Here is an 18,510-nt window from a genome sequence, read left to right as displayed (position 1 = left end):
GGCCCAGATGTAAGCCCGAGGGCGCGCAGGAGCAAGAGGCGCGAGCGCGGCAATCAGCGCCGAAGGGTCTGCCATTCGGCGCGCATCAGGCCATAGAGCAGCAGATCGACCGAGCGGCCCAAGGCAGGGCGCCACCAATGGCCGCGCTGCACGCCTTCCAGACGATAGCCCGCCTGATCGTAAACCCGCGCCGCGCGGGCATTCTCGCCGCTGGCATCCAGCCAGACGCGGGCGGCCTCCAGCGTTTCAAAGGCATGATCGGTCAGGGCGGTGACAAAGGCCAAGCCTCGGCCACCACCGGTGCGCGCCAGTGCAAGGCGGCGCAGTTCAACCCGGCCGGAGGGATGGCCGATCTCGCAAAACAGGGCAAAGCCCGCGGGCTGGCCGTTTTCCTGCCAGATCTGCAATCGCGCGCTGGGGTCAGCAAGATAGAGCGCGAGCGCCGTCTCGTCTTCATCGGTGATGAAAGGGGCATAATCGGGATGGCCCGCAAGGCCCCGGATAAAAGCAAAGTCGTCCGGCGTGGCGGCGCGTGGGGTCATCATGGCCGCCACTCACGCGCCAAAAGGCCGTAAAGCTCGCAATCGGTCCAGTCGCCTGCAGGGCGCTGCCAGCATTCACGAACCCGGCCTTCGTTCTGAAAGCCAATGTTTTCATAAAGCCGGATCGCGCGGGCGTTGTCAGTGGTGCAGTCAAGTCCGACACGATGTGCGTTGAGCGGGCCAAAGATATGAGCAAGCACCGCGCGCAGGAAGGGTTGGCCTTGCCCGGGTTGGTCGCTCACAAACGCTGACAGGCCCATCACGCGCGGCACCCATGTCATGAGGATAGCAAAACCAACGGCTTGGCCGTTCTTCTGCCAAAGGAATGCAAAGCCTGCATCAATCGCGCTGGCTATTTCGCCGTCGTCAGGGGGTTCGATCCAATTGGCGGTACTGGGGGCAAGCCACATCTGCGCGATCAGGTCATGATCGGCGGGCGTGGCTTGGACCAGCATCAGCCAACCGCCTTGGCAAAGGCCGAGCGGTAAAGCGCGGACAGATCCGCCAAGGAGGCGGCATCGGTGCCCAGCGTCACGCTAGACCCGCCAAACTGGCCGACTTGGGCCAAGGGCACGCCTGCCGCCTGCGCGGCCGTTTGCAGCGCGGGCAGGCGACTTGCCGGGACCGCCACAAGATAACGCGCCTGATCTTCGCCAAAGAGGGTGGCAATGTCGGCGCTGGTCAGGCTGACGCCCAGCCCGGCCCCTTCGGCCATCTCAAAGGCCGCCAAAGCCAGGCCGCCATCGCCAAGATCGGTGCAGGCGGCAAAGGTCTTGGCTTGGGCGCGAATGAAATCGCCGTGGCGCTTTTCGGCTGCCAGATCGACAGGAGGCGCATCGCCCGCCTCGATCCCGAAGGCTTCAGCCAGAAGGGCGGATTGGCCAAGGTGGCCATGCGTTGCGCCGATCACCACCGCCAGATCACCCGCCGAGGGGCGACCGTGGATCAGATCATCCAGGCTGGCCAAGATGCCGACTGCGCCGATGGTGGGGGTGGGCAGAATGGCCGAGCCGTCGGTTTCGTTGTAAAGCGAGACGTTGCCCGACACGATGGGCATATCAAGGGCGGCCACTGCCGCGCCGATGCCTTTGATGGCCCCCACGAATTGGCCCATGATTTCGGGCTTTTCGGGGTTACCGAAATTGAGGTTGTCCGTGGTGGCCAAGGGCGTTGCCCCCACCGCGGTGAGGTTGCGGTAGGCTTCGGCCACGGCCTGTTTGCCGCCTTCGAACGGGTTGGCTTTTACATAACGCGGGGTCACATCGCTTGTGAAGGCGAGCGCCTTTCCCGTGCCATGCACCCGCACCACGCCAGCACCTAGACCGGGGGCGACGACGGTATCGGCACCGACTTGGCTGTCATATTGTTCATAGACCCAAGCCTTGTGGGCATAGGACGGGCTGCCGATCAGCGCGCGCAGGGCGGAAATTGGCGCAATTTCCGGCACCGCGCCCAAGGGCGCCGGTGCGGGCGTCTCGAGCCATGGGCGGTCATATTCGGGCGCAGAAGAGGAGAGCTTGGAGAGCGGCAGATCGGCCTTGATCTCATTGCCGTGCAGGATCAGGAAGCGATCCTCAGGGATGGTTTCGCCGACGATGGCGAAATCCAGATCCCATTTGGCAAAGATGGCGCGGGCGACATCCTCCAACTCGGGCTTCAGGACCATGAGCATGCGTTCTTGGGATTCCGACAGCATCATCTCATAAGCGGTCATCGCCGCCTCGCGCTGAGGCACGTCATCAAGTTGCAGCTTGATGCCGAGACCACCCTTGTCGCCCATTTCCACCGCCGAGCAGGTCAGGCCCGCGGCCCCCATGTCCTGAATGGAAATCACGGCACCCGATGCCATCAGCTCAAGGCAGGCTTCCAACAGGCGCTTTTCGGTGAAGGGGTCGCCAACCTGCACAGTGGGGCGTTTTTCTTCGATGGTGTCGTCAAACTCTGCCGAGGCCATGGTGGCCCCGCCAACCCCGTCGCGCCCGGTTTTGGCGCCAAGGTAAACCACGGGCATGCCCACACCCGAGGCGACCGAGTAGAAGATCTTGTCGGCATCGGCCAAGCCTGCGGCAAAGGCGTTGACCAGGCAGTTGCCGTTGTAGGATTTGTGGAAACGCACTTCGCCGCCCACTGTGGGCACGCCAAAGGCGTTGCCATAGCTGCCCACGCCTTCCACCACGCCTTTCACAAGGTGAGCGGTTTTCGGATGCGACGGCAGGCCGAACGAGAGCGAATTCATCGCAGCGATTGGGCGCGCACCCATGGTGAACACATCGCGCAGGATGCCGCCAACGCCGGTGGCCGCGCCCTGATGGGGTTCGATATAGGAGGGGTGGTTGTGGCTCTCCATCTTGAAGATGACGGCTTGTCCGTCGCCAATATCAACCACGCCTGCATTTTCGCCGGGGCCGCAGATCACTTGCGGGCCGGTGGTGGGCAGGGTGCGCAGCCATTTCTTCGAAGATTTGTACGAGCAATGCTCGTTCCACATAGCCGAAAAGATGCCGAGTTCGGTGAAGGTCGGCATGCGGCCAAGGATCGACAAGAGCCGCTCCCACTCATCCGGTTTGATCCCGTGCTTTGCCACAAGATCTTCGGTGATTTGGGGCTCGAACATGGCAGTCTCAGACACGGCAGTCTCCCTTGGGGGCGCAACGGGCGGCGGCTTTGGCTGCCGTTTAGGCCAAGGGGCGGGAAAGGAAAAGCGCCTGCGGCGGCGTAAGGGCGAAAAATTTTGCCGTTGGTGCGGTTTGGCGGATGCCAAAGCGCCACTTGGCGCAAGTGTGGCCAAAAAAAGACCGGGCTTTCGCCCGGCCTAGTCCAACAGGGAGGTGAGACGGCAAGAGTTGCCTCAATTACCGGCTCACTGCGGTAGATATGCTGACCTATTGGGCAACTCAAGAACTATCATGCTGCGGATGCAGCATTGCCGCTATGCGCGTTTTGCATGGCTGTGTCGTTGGATGTGAATGCTGTGCCGCTTCTGGATCTATCTACAGGAAAACGCACAAGAAAAGAATGTTGGGTAAAGACTGATCCTGCGCCGCGTTGGGCTAGGCTTGCTGGCGTTTGCGGTAGTTGAAGATCTCTTCGGTGACAAACTCGCGGAAGGCGGCGACGCGTTTGGAATGGCGCAGCTCTTCGGGATAGGCGAGGAACACCGGCACTTCGCTGCTTTCGGTTTCGGGCAGGACACGCACGAGGTGGGGGAAATCCTCGGTGATATAGTCGGGCAGAACCCCGATGCCGAGATGGTTCAGCACCCCCTGCAAGACGCCGAAATAGTTGTTGACGGTAAAGGTTGAGGGGATGTCATGGCTCATCAACTCGGCCACCAGCATCGCGCCCGCAGAGACCTGTGCGGTGCCGGCGTGCTGGCAGATCAGACGGTGCTGGTTGAAGTCTTCCATCGTCAACGGGGTGCCGTGTTGGTCAAGGTATTCCGGCGTCGCGTAAAGCCGCATCTTGATGTTCATCAGACGCTTACGGATCAGATCGGCCTGCGAGGGTTCCTTCATGCGGATGGCCACATCAGCCTCCCGCATCGGAAGGTCCAGCACACGTTCTTCCAGCATCAGGTCGATCTTCAGGCTGGGGTATTGCTTGAAAAGCGCGGGCAGGCGCGGGGCGAGCCAGAGCGTGCCAAACCCCGTGGTGGTGGTGACCCGCAATTCGCCGAACACCTCATCCTCGCTGTCGCGGATGCGGGCCGAGGTGGCATCAAGCCGTTTGACCATGGCTTGGGTGGCGTCGAACAGCAGTTCGCCCTGCTCGGTCAAGATCAGACCGCGGGCGTGGCGGTGAAACAGGGTGACATTCAGCGACTCTTCCAGCGCGCGGATCTGGCGGCTGACCGCCGATTGCGACAGGTGAAGCACCTCACCCGCATGGGTCAGGCTGCCTTTTTCGGCCACCGAGTGGAAAATGCGCAGCTTATCCCAGTCCATCATGTTTCCCTGCTGATCGGTCAATCGTTACCATACACCGCTCCATGTAGGTATCTGAACTTGGCTTTAAATGGCCCAAGTCGCAGAAATTTCCGTTGATTCGTCGGTTTTTGCCCGCATCTGGTGCGGCGCGCATAGGTCTTTGGCCTGCGCAGGATGGGGTTTTGTCGCGCGGTGGCGGGCACTTCCGATCTTTCCACTGGCTGGCTGCGCCCCTATGATCGGGGGCAAGATTAGAGCAGGTCGATTGAGCCGGACACGGCGGGGGGCAGTATGGCGGTTGGCATCTTTGATTCGGGTCTTGGCGGCCTCACGGTTCTGGATGCTGTGGTGCGCAGGTTGCCGGATGTGCCCTTTGTCTATTTTGGTGACAATGCCCATGCGCCCTATGGGGTGCGGACCCATGAGGACATCTTCAACCTGACCTGTGCCGCGACCGAGCGGCTTTGGGCCGAGGGCTGCGATCTGGTGATCTTGGCCTGCAACACGGCCAGTGCGGCGGCGTTGAAGCGGATGCAGGAAACATGGGTGCCCGCAGACAAGCGGGTGCTTGGGGTCTTCGTGCCCCTGATCGAGGCTTTGACTGAACGGCAGTGGGGCGACAATTCTCCCCCGCGTGAGGTGGATGTGAAGCATGTGGCGCTGTTCGCCACCCCGGCCACGGTGGCGAGCCGCGCTTTTCAGCGCGAGTTGGCGTTCCGCGCGATTGGTGTGGATGTCGAGGCGCAACCCTGCGCGGGCGTGGTGGATGCGATTGAGCTCGGCGATGAGATCTTGGCCGAGGCGCTGGTGCGCAGCCATGTCGAAAGCCTCAAGCGGCGGATGCCGCATCCGCAGGCCGCGATCTTGGGCTGCACGCATTACCCTTTGATGCAAAAGGCATTTCAGGATGCGCTGGGGCCTGATGTGAAGGTCTATTCACAAGCCAATCTGGTGGCCGAAAGCCTTGCGGATTACCTGCAGCGGCGGCCTGAGTTCATGGGTGCGGGCACGCAATCAAAGTTCCTGACCACTGGGGACCCGGTCAATGTCTCGTCCAAGGCGACGCAGTTTTTGCGCCACCAAGTGGTGTTTGAAGCGGCATGAGCGGGGCCGATTATCTCGTCTATGACGTCTTCACCGCCACGGCCTTTGGCGGCAACCAATTGGCCGTGTTTCCCGATGCGCAGGGCCTGCCCGAGGACCGGTTGCAGGCCATCACGCGCGAGTTCAACTTTTCGGAAGTGACCTTCGTTTATCCGCCCCAAGACCCCGCCCATACCGCAAGGGTACGGATTTTCACGCCGACGCGTGAGGTGCCTTTCGCGGGTCACCCGACCATTGGCACCGCGATTGCGCTGCATGATCTGGGGGCTGGGTCGGAGATGGTGCTGGAATTGGGTGTCGGGCCGATCCCGTGTCGCGTCGGGGAAACGGGCGCGTCCTTTACTACGCCCGTGCCGTTGGAGGTGATTGCCCATCCTGCGCCGTCTTTGGTGGCCGAAGCGCTGGGGCTGCCAGCGGCGGCCGTTCGTACGGATCGCCACGCGCCAGTGCAGGCGTCCTTGGGGCTGGCCTTTGTGCTGGTGGAATTGGCTGACCGTGCAGCACTTGCCGCGGCACAGCCGGTGATTGAGGCCTGCCGCCGGGGGGCAATGCTGCATCCAGCGGGACTCGACTTCGCGATTTTCGCCTATGTCCGCCATGGTGAGGCGGTCGAGGCGCGGATGTTCGCGCCTTTGGACAATATGCCCGAGGACCCTGCAACCGGCAGCGCCTCGGCCACGTTGGGGGCCTACCTTGCGCAGCTTCCGGGCGGGCCGCAGCGGTTGGAGATTTCCCAAGGGGTGGATATGGGGCGCCCCTCGCAGATTGGCGTCTTGGTCGGGGCGGGCGGTGTCACGGTGACGGGCCAAGCCGTGAAGACCATGGCGGGGCGGCTCTTTTTGTGAGGGGGCATGATGCAAAGCCTTGAAGATTGGAAAGCGGCGCGGCTGGCAGCGCTGACGGCCGAGGATGGCTGGGTCAACCTGACCGACCGGGTGGAGATTGCGCCGGGGCCTCAGCGCGTGGGGCAGGGGCCGGGCAATGATCTGGTGTTGTCGGTGGGGCCGGGTCATTTGGGCGTGCTGACGCTGATCGACGGCGGCGCGCAGTTTACCACATCACAGGGTGTGCCGCACGACTTTGCACCCGCGCCGGGGGGATTTCCGCAACTGCGGGTGCCACCGCTTTTGTTGGAAATTCATACAGTTGATGGGGTGCCTGCGCTGCGGGTGCGCGATCTAACAGCCCAACGCTTGGCTGATTTGCACTATTTCCCAGAAAACCCCGCCTTGGTGATCCGCGCCCGTTGGGAGCGGCTGGAAACCCCCGACACCGCTATGATCGGCCAACGCGGCGGGGCGGATATGCAGGTGACGCTGACCCATGTCGCGCGGTTCACCTTTGCGGGTCATGATGTGGCCTTGGCGCCGACCCATTGGAAGGGTGGCCAGCCGATGTTCGTGTTTCGTGATGCCACATCGGGGCGCGAAACCTACGCCGCCGCGCGGTTCTTGATGGGCGAGGAGATGACGGACGACGCCATCACACTGGATTTCAACCGCGCCTTTACCCCGCCTTGCGCCTTTACCCCCCACGCGATCTGCCCCTTGCCGCCGCGCCAGAACATCTTGGCTTTCGCGGTGACCGCAGGCGAAATCTGGGGGTAAGGCGCCCGCCGCGCCCGGCACTCGTCATAAAATCAACCCAAGACCCTCCGAACTCGGCCACAGTTCTGCCACCGGTCTGGGCGAGGACAGGATTTCGACCGCGCCCCTTGGCTGCGGAGTGTCTGGGTATGGGGCAGTACGCCCCTTGTTGCAGTGAGTGAACGATGTCTCAAGCGTCAAGCACGACCAATGTGGCTATGATCAACCTTGTCATGCTGGCCGCCGACGGCAGTGGCGGGGTCTGGCAAGACCCGGTGCAACTGATCCCCCATGGCATGAACGGCGATCCCGAAGGCTTTGTTGCCCGCATTCGTGAGGGGCTGCCGTTGGTGAACAACCTGCGGGTTTTGTTCAACGAACACAGCTTCAACCCCGATGGCTCTTTGCACCCCGAGATGGAGCGGTTCTTGCGGGCCGCCGTTACCCAGGGGTTTGAACTGACGATCTGCTATGGCGGGGGTGATGCGCAAAACATCGGCATCGGCACCGACCGCTGGCCCGCGCTGAGCAACCCCGAGGCCGTTCTCGCGCTGCAAGAGAACCTGACCGATGTGTCGGGCGCAGGGGCCGATATGCTGGCTTGGATGGCCGCCAATCCCAGCGTTGCCGCAGGGGTCTGGGGCTGGGAGTTGATGAACGAGAGTGCCGCCTACCGCCATTCAGTGCGCTTCAACGGCACGGCAGATGGGCTGTCGGCGGCGGATTTTGTCAAGCTGTACGCCGATCATGCGATCGAATTGGCCGACCAGATCAGCGCAGCGGCCGAGGGCAATATTCTGGTCGGTGGCTGGGGCTATAACGGCGATTTTCTGACGCTGGCCAATACCCAGATCAACGGCCAAAGCGCGCTGGATTATCTGCGCGCGGGCGTCGGACAAGATCTGGTCTGGTCGGCGCATCTTTATCCCGGCTGGATGGGCACCAACCTTGTCGACACCCCGGCCGAGCTGATTGCCCGGCTTGAGGCGATCTATGCGCCGGTGGCCGTGGACCGGGTGGTGATTACCGAGATTAACGCTGATGGGCAGGTCAACAACCCCGCGCAACCCCAAGGATTTGATGATCTTTTCGCCGCAGCCTATGAATTGTTTGTCGGCCAAGGCATGGGCTTTGGCTGGTATCCGGGCGTGCAGACCGGGGCGTCGCATCTGATCTATCTGGAAACCAACGGCACCGAGACCTATCGCAACCAGCATTCGCTGGCCCATGCGATGAACGCCTTTTCGCTGGGCCAAGCCCCGGCCTCCGAGGCTGCGGGCGAGGCGGTGACCGCGTCATTGGTCACCGCGCGGCTGCGCAATCAGGCCTATGAAACTGCGGCGGGCGAGGCGACCTTTGATGCCGTGTCGCAGGCGGGCTTTGGCTTTGGCGGCAATGACACGTTGCGCGGAACCTCGGGCAGCAATGATTTCCTTTATGGCGGGCAGGGGAATGACGTCTTGGCGGGCTATGGGGCCGATGATTTCCTTTACGGCCAGTACGGGAATGACCGGCTCTTGGGCAGCACTGGCAAGGATCAGCTCTTCGGCGGCTGGGGCAATGACTCGCTGGATGGCGGGTCCGGCCAAGATTACATGGCTGGCGGTCGTCACAACGACACCTTTGTCGTGGACAGCAGCCTTGATACTGTGGTCGAACATCTGGGCGAGGGCCGTGACGTGGTGCAGACGACCTTGGCGCGCTATGTCCTTGGCGCAAATGTCGAAAATCTAACCTACACCGGCACTGCCAGTTTCGCCGGAACCGGCACGGTAGCGGCCAATCGGCTGCAGGGCGGCACCATGGCTGACATCCTGTCAGGCCGTCAGGGCGATGACACGTTGATTGGCGGGGCGGGCAATGATCGGCTGATTGGCGGCACGGGGGCGGATCAGCTTTTTGGCGGGGAGGGGCGTGACACTGCCTCCTATCAATCGGCGAGCAGTGGCGTTCGCGCCGATTTGACCCGCGTGATGACCGGCACCGCCATGGGCGAGGCGTCTGGCGACCGGTTTGTCTCGGTTGAAAACCTGATCGGCTCTGCGCACCGCGATTGGCTGTCGGGCAATGCCTTGGCCAATGTGATCTGGGGGCTGGGCGGCGATGACATGCTGGCGGGCCGGGCTGGGAATGACACTCTCTTGGGCGGCACCGGGGCGGATCGGTTTGTGTTCCAGCGCGGCGATGACACGGACCGCATCCGCGACTTTCAGGACAATGTGGACACCATCCTGCTTGGCGGCTTTGCCGGTGTGACCAGCGCCAGCACGGCGCTTGGCCATGCCCGGCAATCCGGGGCGCATGTGGTCTTTGACCTCGGCGCAGGCGATGTGCTGGTGGTCGAGAACATCACGCTGGCGGCGCTGCGCGACGATATCTCGATCCTCTGACCCGCTGATCGGCGTTTTGCCCTCTTGCATGGTGCCCCGCTTCGGACCAAAGAGGGGCGCATCAAGCCATAGGGGGATCACATGACCCATCGCATCGCAATCTTGGGCGCTTCGGGCTATACGGGGGCCGAACTGGTGCGCCTGATCGCCACGCACCCGTCGATGAAGATCGTGGCGCTGTCGGCTGACCGCAAGGCGGGCATGTCGATGGATCAGGTGTTTCCTTTCCTGCGCCATCTGGTTCTGCCGACTTTGGTCAAGATCGACGAGATCGACTTTTCTGGCGTCGATCTGTGCTTTTGTGCGCTGCCCCATGCCACCAGCCAAGCGGTGATTTCCCAACTGCCACGCAATCTGAAGATCGTCGATCTGTCGGCGGATTTCCGTCTGCGCGACCCGGCTGAATATGAAAAGTGGTATGGCAATCCCCATGCCGCCGTCGATCTGCAGGCCGAGGCAGTTTACGGCCTGACCGAGTTTTACCGCGCCAAGATTGCCAAGGGGCGGCTGGTGGCGGGCACCGGCTGCAATGCGGCCACGGGCCAATATGCGCTGCGCCCGCTGATCGCTGCAGGGGTGATTGACCTTGACGATATCCTGATCGATCTGAAGGCAGGCGTGTCGGGGGCGGGGCGGTCGCTGAAGGAAAACCTCTTGCATGCCGAGCTTTCGGGCGGCACCCATACCTATTCGGCGGGCGGCAAGCACCGCCATTTGGGTGAGTTTGACCAAGAGTTTTCCGCCATCGCAGGCCGTCCTGTTCAGGTCCAGTTCACCCCGCATCTTTTGCCGATGAACCGGGGCATTCTGGCGACGGTTTATGTCAAGGGCGATGCCAAGACCCTGCATGAGACGCTGAGTGCGGCCTATGCCAAGGAACCCTTCCTGCACGTGCTGCCGTTCGGGTCGCTGCCCTCGACCCGCGACATCGCGGGATCGAACTATTGCCATCTGGGCGTGATCGGCGACCGCATCGCCGGGCGCGCGGTGGTGGTGGCGGTGTTGGACAATCTGACAAAGGGCTCGTCCGGCCAAGCGATCCAGAACGCGAACCTGATGCTCGGGATTGACGAGACCGCCGGGCTGATGCTCGCCCCGGTTTTCCCGTGACCTTGCGCCGCAGAGGTTGATTGAGGTCAAAGCAGGCCCCATGTTCTTGCGGCATGTCATGCGCAAGTTTGCAGGAGACGAGACGATGGACGCCACCGGAAAACCCGGCTTTCGCGGCATGAAAGGCCTGAAAAAACAGCGCCGGATTCAGGTGATCTTGTTGGCCATTCTGGCGCTGGCGATTTCAACCGTGCTCATCGGCTATGCCATGCGCGACGGCATCAACTTCTTCCGCTCGCCCACGCAGGTTCTGGAAGAGCCGCCGGCACCCGGTGAGGTGTTTCGCATCGGTGGTCTGGTGGAAGAGGGCAGCATCCTGCGCGGCCAAAGCGAAACTGTGTCCTTCCGCGTAACCGACACCAATGCCACGGTGCCTGTGACCTTTACCGGCATCCTGCCTGACCTTTTTGAAGAAGGCCAAGGCATGGTCGGCACCGGCGAGATGCAAAATGGTGTGTTCGTCGCCAGCGAGATCCTCGCCAAGCATGACGAAACCTATATGCCACAAGAGGTGATCGACAGCCTCAAGGCGCAAGGCGTCTATAAAGACCCCCAGACCAACTGACACCTCCCGGTTTTCATCTTGGTCCAAATACTCCCGCCGGAGGCTCCGACGGGCAGATGCCGGGTGCCTCCGGCGGGAGTATTTTCGCCAAGATGAAAGGGCGCGCGCCACGATGATGGCCCCTTAACCCAACCCCTTGATCCTGAGGCCCGCGAGCGCGGCGAGTGGGGGGCAAGATGAAGACGGTTCGAGAGTTGGCGGCAGAGATTGTCGCGCGTGAAGGGGGCTTTGTCGACGATCCGGACGATCCGGGGGGGGGCGACCAATCACGGGGTGACGATCCACAGTTTGCGGCGGCTTGGGATCGATATCACAGGCGATGGGCGGGTGGATGTGTCGGATGTGCGAAGCTTAAGCCGCGCGCGTGCGATTGAGATTTACGTCGATCACTATTTTCGTAGACCGGGCATCGGGGCCTTGCCCGAGGTGCTACAGCCTTCGGTTTTTGACATGTATGTCAATGCAGGCGCCAATGCCGTGAAAATCCTGCAGCGGCTGTGCAGCCAGATGGGGTTTGCTTGTATTGATGATGGGGTGATCGGGCCGCAAACGATCCGTGCGGCCCAGCGGTCCTACGAGGCGGCCCCGGCCCATATCGCCGATGCCTATGGGATTGCCCGGCGCAATTACTATTACGCTTTGGCCGATGCCCGGCCCGCCAGTCGCAAGTTTGCCCGCCGCCGGGATGGCGGGAAGGGGGGCTGGATTGTCCGCGCCGAGGAGTTCATCGCGCCACGCTATCACCTGAGCGAGGCCGAACATCGCGCAAGGGTGGCCACATGGGCATGATGCGACAGCTTTTGGGCGGCCCAGCCGCCATTGCCTCGCTTGGCACAGCCGCCAAAGGGGTGGCCGAGGTGCTGACCCCTTCAGCCACGCGGCGGATGGAGCTTTCGGTTGAGGCGCAGATGGCGGCGCTGTCGCAATTGGGGCATGAGTATCAGATGCCAAGCTTGAGCTGGTTCGACCGGCTGGTGAACGGGTTGAACCGCCTTCCGCGGCCGTTTCTGGCCTTTGGTACGATTGGTCTGTTCATCTTTGCCATGATGGACCCGCAGGGCTTTGCCGCCCGTATGGTCGGGTTGAACGCGGTGCCAGAGCCGTTGTGGTGGCTTTTGGGGGCGGTGGTGGCGTTTTACTTTGGTGCGCGCGAGACGTTTTACTTTCGCAACAGGCCCGCGCCGGGCGTGCCGCTGCCGCAGGCGGCCGCCGATGTGCCCGATCTTCCTGCGGCGCACGACTCGAACGCCGCGCTGCGCGAATGGCAGGCGGGCGACCGCTAGCACGGGCAAAAGGCCGAATGTCTGGCAATTGTCACATGCGGACGCTAGCTGTTGGCAAGACGCCGCCGTGACAGGATGTGACCCATGCCAAATCCGATTGCCCGCCTTGTCGGCGGGGTGCCCATGCCCTTGATCGTCATCGGCCCCGATCTTCTGGTGGCCGAGGCCAATACGGCCGCGCAGGCGCTCTTTGCGGTGTCGGGCGAAGGGTTGGTTGGGCGGCATCATGGTCTGTTGATCCGCGCGCCGGAGGTGTTGGCCGCCATCGAGCGCGCCTTGAGGCAGGGTCAAGGGGCGGTGGTGCGTTTGGTCACCGCGCAAGTCAGCCATGACCAAGTCTATGAGGTGACGGTGACGCCGCTTCATGAAGGTGTGCTTCTGGCCTTTGCCGATTTGACCGAGGCGGTGCAGATGGACCGCATGCGGCGCGATTTCGTGGCCAATGTCAGCCATGAGTTGCGCACGCCCCTGACCGCGATTTCGGGCTTTATCGAAACCCTGCGCGCGGCGGCCAAGGATGACCCCGATGCGCGTGAGCGGTTCTTGGCGATCATGGCCGCCGAGGCGGAACGGATGAACCGCCTTGTGCGGGATCTCTTGCACCTAAGCCGGGTGGAGGCCGAAGAGCGTATCCGCCCCGAAACCCGCGTCGATCTGGCCGCCGTGGCCCGCAGCGTGGCCGACAGTCTGCAACCCTTGGCGCGGGGAAGCGATGTGCAGCTGGCTCTGATCGGCGCGCAAGACGAGGCTTTGGTGCGGGCGGATGCCGATCAGATGGTGCAGGTGCTAACCAACCTGACCGAGAATGCCATCAAATACGGCAGCCCTGCCGGGACGACTGTGACTTTGGCCCTCTCGCGGGAGAGCGGGCCGCGTGGGCCGGTCTTGCGGGTGGACGTGGTTGATCAGGGCGCGGGAATCGATGCCCGTCACATTCCGCGCCTGACCGAACGATTCTACCGCGTCGACAGTCACAGAAGCCGCGCAATGGGCGGAACTGGGCTGGGTTTGGCCATTGTGAAGCACATTGTTCAGCGTCATCGCGGGCGGTTGGTGATTGAAAGCGAAATTGGAAATGGAAGTAAATTCAGTATCTTGCTTCCTATGGCTTAACGTCCTTCTGTCGGGTTGCCCCTGCCATTTGGCGGGATGGTGCGGGCCGTCATAGAACTGTTACACAACTGTCGCAAAAGCCTTGCGTAAGCCCCCTAGACGAGGGTCAGACGACGGGCATCCGGCCCCTCGCGATTCTGATGGAGTGACAGATGTCTTTCATGAAACTGACCGCATCGACCGTGGCAATCCTTGCCGCGTCGACCGTTATCGCCTCGGCCCGTGATCAGGTCCAGGTGACCGGTTCGTCCACGGTTCTGCCTTATGCTACCATCGTGGCTGAAGCCTTTGGTGAAAACTTTGATTTCCCCTCGCCGGTGGTTGAAGGCGGCGGTTCGGGTGCTGGTCGCAAGAAGCTGTGCGAAGGCGTTGGCGAAAACACCGTCGACATCGCCAACTCGTCCTCGCGCATCAAGCAGTCGGACATCGACCTGTGCGCCACCAATGGCGTGACCGAGATCATGGAAGTGCGCTTTGGCTATGACGGCATCGTGTTTGCCTCGGACGTCAATGGCGCCGAATTCGCGCTGACCCCGTCGGATCTCTACAACGCCATCGCTGAGACCGTTGTGAAGGATGGCGCCCTGGTTGCCAACACCCACGCTCAGTGGTCGGAATTCAATGCGGCCCTTCCCGCGCAGGACATCTTGGTTCTGTCGCCCGGCACCAAGCACGGCACGCGTGAAGTGTTTGACGAAAAGGTCATCGTCCAGGGCTGTGAAGACACCGGCGCTATGGCCGCCTTCACCGCCAGCGGCATGGACGAAGATGCCACCGAAGAAGCTTGCATGAAGCTGCGCACCGATGGCCGCAACGTGGACATCGACGGCGACTACACCGAGACGCTGGCGCGTCTGGATGCTGACAAGAACGCCATCGGCGTGTTCGGTCTGTCGTTCTATCAGAACAACACCGACAAGCTGCGCGTGGCCACCATGGGCGGCGTCGTGCCGTCGGCCGAAACGGTTGCTTCGGGTGACTACCCGGTGTCGCGTCCCTTGTACTTCTACGTCAAGAAGGCGCACATCGGTGTGATCCCCGGCCTGAAGGAATACATCGAGTTCTTCGTGTCCAACGACATGGCTGGCCCCGATGGCCCGCTGGCGGCCTATGGCCTGGTCTCCGACCCGGCCTTGGCAGACACCCAAGCGATGGTGGCTGCTGAAACCCCGATGGGTCCGCTGGAATAAGCTGATCTTTGGGCGGGGCCTAACGGCCCCGCCCATTTTTGTTTCTCCTCCGAGATAAGGCTTAAAGATGTCTGTCGCGATGCTTCTTGCGGTCATTGGGGTGCTGGCGCTTGCAGGGTTTGTCCTGTCGCGGCAAAAGGCGCTCGCCTCGGCCGGGGGCAACCCGAGAGAGTTGCATTCCTTGCCGAATGCCTATGGATGGCATGGTGCGATCTGGGTTTTGATACCCGCGCTGGCAACCTTTGCCCTGTGGCTGATCGTGCAGCCGATGGTGGTGGAAAACCGCATTTCCGCTAATCTTCCTACCGAGATGGTGGCCGATGACAGCGCCCGCGCGCTGGTGATGGCCGATGTGCGCCGTGTGGCCGGGGGTCTGGATCAGGCCGTCGCCGTGGGCGCGATGACGGAAGATGAGGCCGGGCTGCTGACGACCGGCGAAAGCGATGTGCGCGCGCGGCTGGCCGAGGTCGGTGTGGCGCTTGGCAGCACCGTGACGCCAGAGGTTCTGTCCGCCGCGCAGGATTATCGCGCGATGACGGCCTGGGGTGCGGCAGCGCGGACGATCCTTCTCTTGGTTGTCGCGGTTGTGGGCCTGTTTTGGGGTGTCAGCCGCGCCCATAAAAGCTTTCGTGCCCGCAACGCGGTCGAGCGTGTCGTCTTGGGTCTTTTGGCGCTGGCCTCGTCCATCGCCGTGTTGACCACCTTTGGCATCATCTGGTCGATGGCGTCAGAAACCTATGATTTCTTTACAAAATACCCGATACAGGATTTCTTCTTTTCGCTGACTTGGTCGCCGAACTTTCGCGGCAATTCCGATCTGGGGATGATCCCGCTGTTGTGGGGGACGCTTTACATCAGCGTGGTGTCGCTGTTGGTCGCGGTGCCGATTGGGCTTTTCACCGCGATTTATCTGGCCGAATACGCCTCGCGTCCGGTGCGCAACTGGGTCAAGCCGCTGATCGAAATCATCGCGGGCATCCCGACCGTGGTCTTTGGTATCTTTGCGCTAGTGACCGTGGGTCCTGCGCTGCGCGACTGGTTCGCCGAGCCTTTGGGTCTAGGCAATTCCGGCTCATCTGTGATGACGGCCGGGATCGTGATTGGGATTCTCAACGTCCCGTTCATTTCCTCCCTGTCGGACGACATCATCAACGCCGTGCCGCAATCTTTGCGCGATGGCAGCTATGGTCTGGGTGCCACCCGGTCCGAAACCGTGCGGCAGGTGATCTTGCCCGCAGCCCTTCCGGGCATTGTTGGGGCGGTGCTGATGGCCGCGAGCCGCGCGATTGGCGAGACGATGATTGTGGTGATGGGGGCAGGGGCTGCGGCGCAGCTGTCGCTCAACCCGTTTGATGCGATGACCACAATGACGGTGAAGATCGTCGGCCAGTTGACCGGGGACACCGACTTTGCCTCGCCCGAGACGCTGGTGGCCTTTGCACTGGGGATGACGCTGTTCATCATCACGCTCGGCCTGAACGTCTTTGCGCTCTACATCGTGCGCAAGTACAAGGAGCAATACGAATGACCGATCTTGCCGCCTTGGATGCCGCGCCGATGCCGGGGGCGAAGCCCGCGCAGTCGATCTATGTCACCAGCCCCGAGATGAAGCGCCGCAATGCTGCCGAACGTCGGTTCCGGCTCTATGGTCTGGTGGCGATTGCCATTTCGTTGACCATGCTGACCATCATGCTTTTCACAATCGTGCGCGATGGCAGCTCGGCCTTCTTTCAGGCCAAGCTCAGCTTTCCGGTCGAATTGACCGAAAAAGTGCTGGACCCCAAGGGCAACCGCGACGCCGCCGAAATGGGTAAAGTTACCACCATTGGCTATACCAAGGTGCTGGCGCAATCGTTGATGGTCGAGCTGGAACGCCAGAAGATCGACCTTGGCACGCTGACCGACAAAGAGGTGGCCGAGTTCATTTCGAAAGATGCGGCGGGCGGATTGCGTGCCATGGTGCTGGCTGATCCCGCACTGATCGGTACCACGATTGACTCGACTGTCTTGGCGGGGGGCCGGATTGACGGCTACCTCAAGGGTCGCGTCACCATGGAAAGCGCCAAGCTGGACAGCAACATTACCCCCGAACAGCTGGAGCTGGCCGACCGGCTGCGCGGGGCAGGGATCTTGTCAACCGGCTGGAACTGGGGCTTTTTCACCAATCCTGACGCCTCTGACCAGCGGCCCGAGGCGGCGGGTCTGGGTGTGGCGCTGATCGGGTCTGCCTATCTGATGGCGCTGGTCGCGCTGATGTGCCTGCCCGTGGGCGTTGCGGCCTCGATCTATCTCGAAGAGTTCGCGCCCAAGAATCGCTGGACCGATGCGATTGAGGTGAACATCTCGAACCTTGCCGCCGTGCCCTCGATTGTATTCGGGATCTTGGGTCTGGCGATCTTTATCAACTTCGCGGGCTTCGCGCAGTCGTCTTCCTTTGTCGGCGCGCTGGTGATCAGCCTGATGACCCTGCCCACCATCATCATCGCCACCCGGGCCTCGATCCGGGCCGTGCCGCCGTCGATCCGCGATGCGGCGCTGGGGGTGGGGGCGTCAAAGATGCAAACGGTGTTTCACCATGTGCTGCCCTTGGCGATGCCCGGCATCCTGACCGGCACCATTCTGGGCCTGGCCACGGCGCTGGGGGAAACCGCGCCGCTGTTGTTGATCGGCATGGTGGCCTTCGTCGACAATTACCCCGGCCTGCCGATGTCGGGCATGATGGACCCGGCCACTGCGCTGCCGGTGCAGGTCTATTCTTGGGCCAGCCGGTCTGACCCTGCCTTTATCGAACGGTCGAACGGTGCGATCATCGTGCTGTTGGTCTTTCTTGTGGTGATGAACGTCGGCGCCATCTGGCTGCGCCGCCGCTTTGAACGCCGCTGGTAACCCGGGAAGCCCCCATGAAAGATATGCGAATGGAGAGCCGTGTGGACAGCACAGTCAACAAGATCGAGGCCCGCAAGGTGCAGGTCTATTACGGGGCAACACACGCCATCAAGGATGTGGATGTTGATATCGCCGACAAGTCGGTGACGGCCTTTATCGGCCCATCGGGCTGCGGGAAGTCGACCTTCCTGCGTTGCCTGAACCGGATGAACGACACCATCTCGATCTGCCGGGTCGAAGGGTCGATCCTGTTGGAAGGCGAAGACATCTATGACCGCCGGGTGGACCCGGTGCAGCTGCGCGCCAAGGTGGGCATGGTGTTTCAAAAGCCCAACCCCTTTCCGAAGTCGATCTATGACAACGTGGCCTATGGCCCGCGTATCCACGGACTTGCCGCAGGCAAGGCCGAACTGGATCAGATCGTCGAAGATTGCCTGCGCAAAGCCGCGCTCTGGAACGAGGTGAAGGACCGCCTTCAAGCACCCGGCACTGGGTTGTCGGGCGGCCAGCAGCAGCGCCTGTGCATCGCCCGCGCCATCGCCACCAGCCCCGAGGTCTTGCTGATGGACGAACCCTGTTCGGCACTCGACCCCATCGCCACCGCGCAGGTCGAAGAGTTGATCGACGAGTTGCGCCACCAGTTTTCTGTGGTGATCGTGACCCATTCCATGCAGCAGGCTGCCCGTGTCAGCCAGCGCACCGCGTTCTTCCATATGGGCAATCTGGTGGAGTTTGGCGAGACGGGCCAGATTTTCACCAACCCGAAGGATCCGCGCACCGAATCCTATATCACCGGCCGGATCGGCTAAGGGGAC

Annotated in this window: 16 protein-coding genes and 1 pseudogene; 13 read left to right on the top strand and 4 right to left on the bottom strand. The window is 62.1% G+C overall.

From position 1 onward, the window contains the following. Nucleotides 1-53: 53 nt before the first annotated feature. From AC72UB_RS05540 to AC72UB_RS05525, 4 genes are all read right to left on the bottom strand, one after another. On the bottom strand, nucleotides 54-545 hold the full coding sequence (locus AC72UB_RS05540) for a GNAT family N-acetyltransferase (protein ID WP_505188893.1): 492 nt from the start codon (nucleotides 543-545) through the stop codon (nucleotides 54-56). Beyond that, nucleotides 542-997 carry a GNAT family N-acetyltransferase gene (locus AC72UB_RS05535; RefSeq protein WP_505188892.1) on the bottom strand — a complete coding sequence of 152 codons (456 nt, stop codon included), beginning with the start codon at nucleotides 995-997 and terminating at the stop codon, nucleotides 542-544. The genes AC72UB_RS05540 and AC72UB_RS05535 overlap by 4 nt, the downstream gene beginning before the upstream one ends. Continuing rightward, nucleotides 997-3,156, bottom strand: coding sequence for a phosphoribosylformylglycinamidine synthase subunit PurL (gene purL, locus AC72UB_RS05530; RefSeq protein ID WP_505189133.1), 2,160 nt, complete (start codon nucleotides 3,154-3,156; stop codon nucleotides 997-999). The genes AC72UB_RS05535 and purL overlap by 1 nt, the downstream gene beginning before the upstream one ends. Before the next feature lie 436 nt (nucleotides 3,157-3,592). Further along, the gene (locus AC72UB_RS05525) at nucleotides 3,593-4,486 is read right to left on the bottom strand and encodes a LysR family transcriptional regulator (RefSeq protein WP_463289320.1); all 894 of its coding nucleotides are present in this window, start codon (nucleotides 4,484-4,486) and stop codon (nucleotides 3,593-3,595) included. Between the two features lie 273 nt (nucleotides 4,487-4,759). Here AC72UB_RS05525 and AC72UB_RS05520 point away from each other — a divergent pair, with 273 nt between their 5' ends. The 13 genes and pseudogenes from AC72UB_RS05520 to pstB all read left to right on the top strand — a co-directional run bounded on the left by AC72UB_RS05520 (nucleotide 4,760) and on the right by pstB (nucleotide 18,504). Further along, the gene (locus tag AC72UB_RS05520; protein WP_505188891.1) at nucleotides 4,760-5,572 is read left to right on the top strand and encodes a glutamate racemase; all 813 of its coding nucleotides are present in this window, start codon (nucleotides 4,760-4,762) and stop codon (nucleotides 5,570-5,572) included. Then, nucleotides 5,569-6,417, top strand: coding sequence for a PhzF family phenazine biosynthesis protein (locus AC72UB_RS05515; RefSeq protein ID WP_505188890.1), 849 nt, complete (start codon nucleotides 5,569-5,571; stop codon nucleotides 6,415-6,417). The genes AC72UB_RS05520 and AC72UB_RS05515 overlap by 4 nt, the downstream gene beginning before the upstream one ends. Before the next feature lie 9 nt (nucleotides 6,418-6,426). Next, nucleotides 6,427-7,179, top strand: a complete 753-nt coding sequence (locus tag AC72UB_RS05510) for a DUF1684 domain-containing protein (RefSeq protein WP_505188889.1) — start codon at nucleotides 6,427-6,429, stop codon at nucleotides 7,177-7,179. Nucleotides 7,180-7,343: 164 nt separating this feature from the next. Then, a complete protein-coding gene (locus AC72UB_RS05505) occupies nucleotides 7,344-9,548 on the top strand; it encodes a calcium-binding protein (protein ID WP_505188888.1) in 2,205 nt (734 codons plus the stop codon). Nucleotides 9,549-9,629: 81 nt separating this feature from the next. Then, nucleotides 9,630-10,658: an N-acetyl-gamma-glutamyl-phosphate reductase gene (gene argC / locus AC72UB_RS05500; protein WP_505188887.1), complete on the top strand. Its 1,029-nt coding sequence runs from the start codon at nucleotides 9,630-9,632 to the stop codon at nucleotides 10,656-10,658. A 118-nt stretch (nucleotides 10,659-10,776) separates the two neighbouring features. Further along, entirely contained in the window at nucleotides 10,777-11,223 is a 447-nt protein-coding gene (ccmE, locus tag AC72UB_RS05495; protein ID WP_505189132.1) for a cytochrome c maturation protein CcmE, read from the top strand. A 176-nt stretch (nucleotides 11,224-11,399) separates the two neighbouring features. Further along, nucleotides 11,400-12,012: pseudogene (locus tag AC72UB_RS05490) on the top strand (holin-associated N-acetylmuramidase). Then, nucleotides 12,003-12,506, top strand: a complete 504-nt coding sequence (locus AC72UB_RS05485; protein WP_505188886.1) for a holin family protein — start codon at nucleotides 12,003-12,005, stop codon at nucleotides 12,504-12,506. Before AC72UB_RS05490 ends, AC72UB_RS05485 begins: the two are co-directional and overlap by 10 nt. Nucleotides 12,507-12,590: 84 nt before the next feature. Next, nucleotides 12,591-13,619 carry an ATP-binding protein gene (locus AC72UB_RS05480; protein WP_505188885.1) on the top strand — a complete coding sequence of 343 codons (1,029 nt, stop codon included), beginning with the start codon at nucleotides 12,591-12,593 and terminating at the stop codon, nucleotides 13,617-13,619. 152 nt (nucleotides 13,620-13,771) lie between these two features. Further along, nucleotides 13,772-14,809: a PstS family phosphate ABC transporter substrate-binding protein gene (locus AC72UB_RS05475; RefSeq protein WP_505188884.1), complete on the top strand. Its 1,038-nt coding sequence runs from the start codon at nucleotides 13,772-13,774 to the stop codon at nucleotides 14,807-14,809. A gap of 67 nt (nucleotides 14,810-14,876) precedes the next feature. Further along, entirely contained in the window at nucleotides 14,877-16,337 is a 1,461-nt protein-coding gene (gene pstC, locus AC72UB_RS05470) for a phosphate ABC transporter permease subunit PstC (protein WP_505188883.1), read from the top strand. Continuing rightward, nucleotides 16,334-17,695 carry a phosphate ABC transporter permease PstA gene (gene pstA, locus AC72UB_RS05465; protein WP_505188882.1) on the top strand — a complete coding sequence of 454 codons (1,362 nt, stop codon included), beginning with the start codon at nucleotides 16,334-16,336 and terminating at the stop codon, nucleotides 17,693-17,695. Before pstC ends, pstA begins: the two co-directional genes overlap by 4 nt. 14 nt (nucleotides 17,696-17,709) lie before the next feature. Then, nucleotides 17,710-18,504: a phosphate ABC transporter ATP-binding protein PstB gene (pstB, locus tag AC72UB_RS05460; RefSeq protein WP_463289332.1), complete on the top strand. Its 795-nt coding sequence runs from the start codon at nucleotides 17,710-17,712 to the stop codon at nucleotides 18,502-18,504. Nucleotides 18,505-18,510 lie beyond the last annotated feature (6 nt).

Source organism: Allotabrizicola aquatica (SeqCode) (assembly GCF_965194375.1).
In the GTDB taxonomy this organism is placed as follows: domain Bacteria; phylum Pseudomonadota; class Alphaproteobacteria; order Rhodobacterales; family Rhodobacteraceae; genus Tabrizicola_A; species Tabrizicola_A aquatica.
This window is presented reverse-complemented; position numbering and strand designations above follow the sequence as displayed.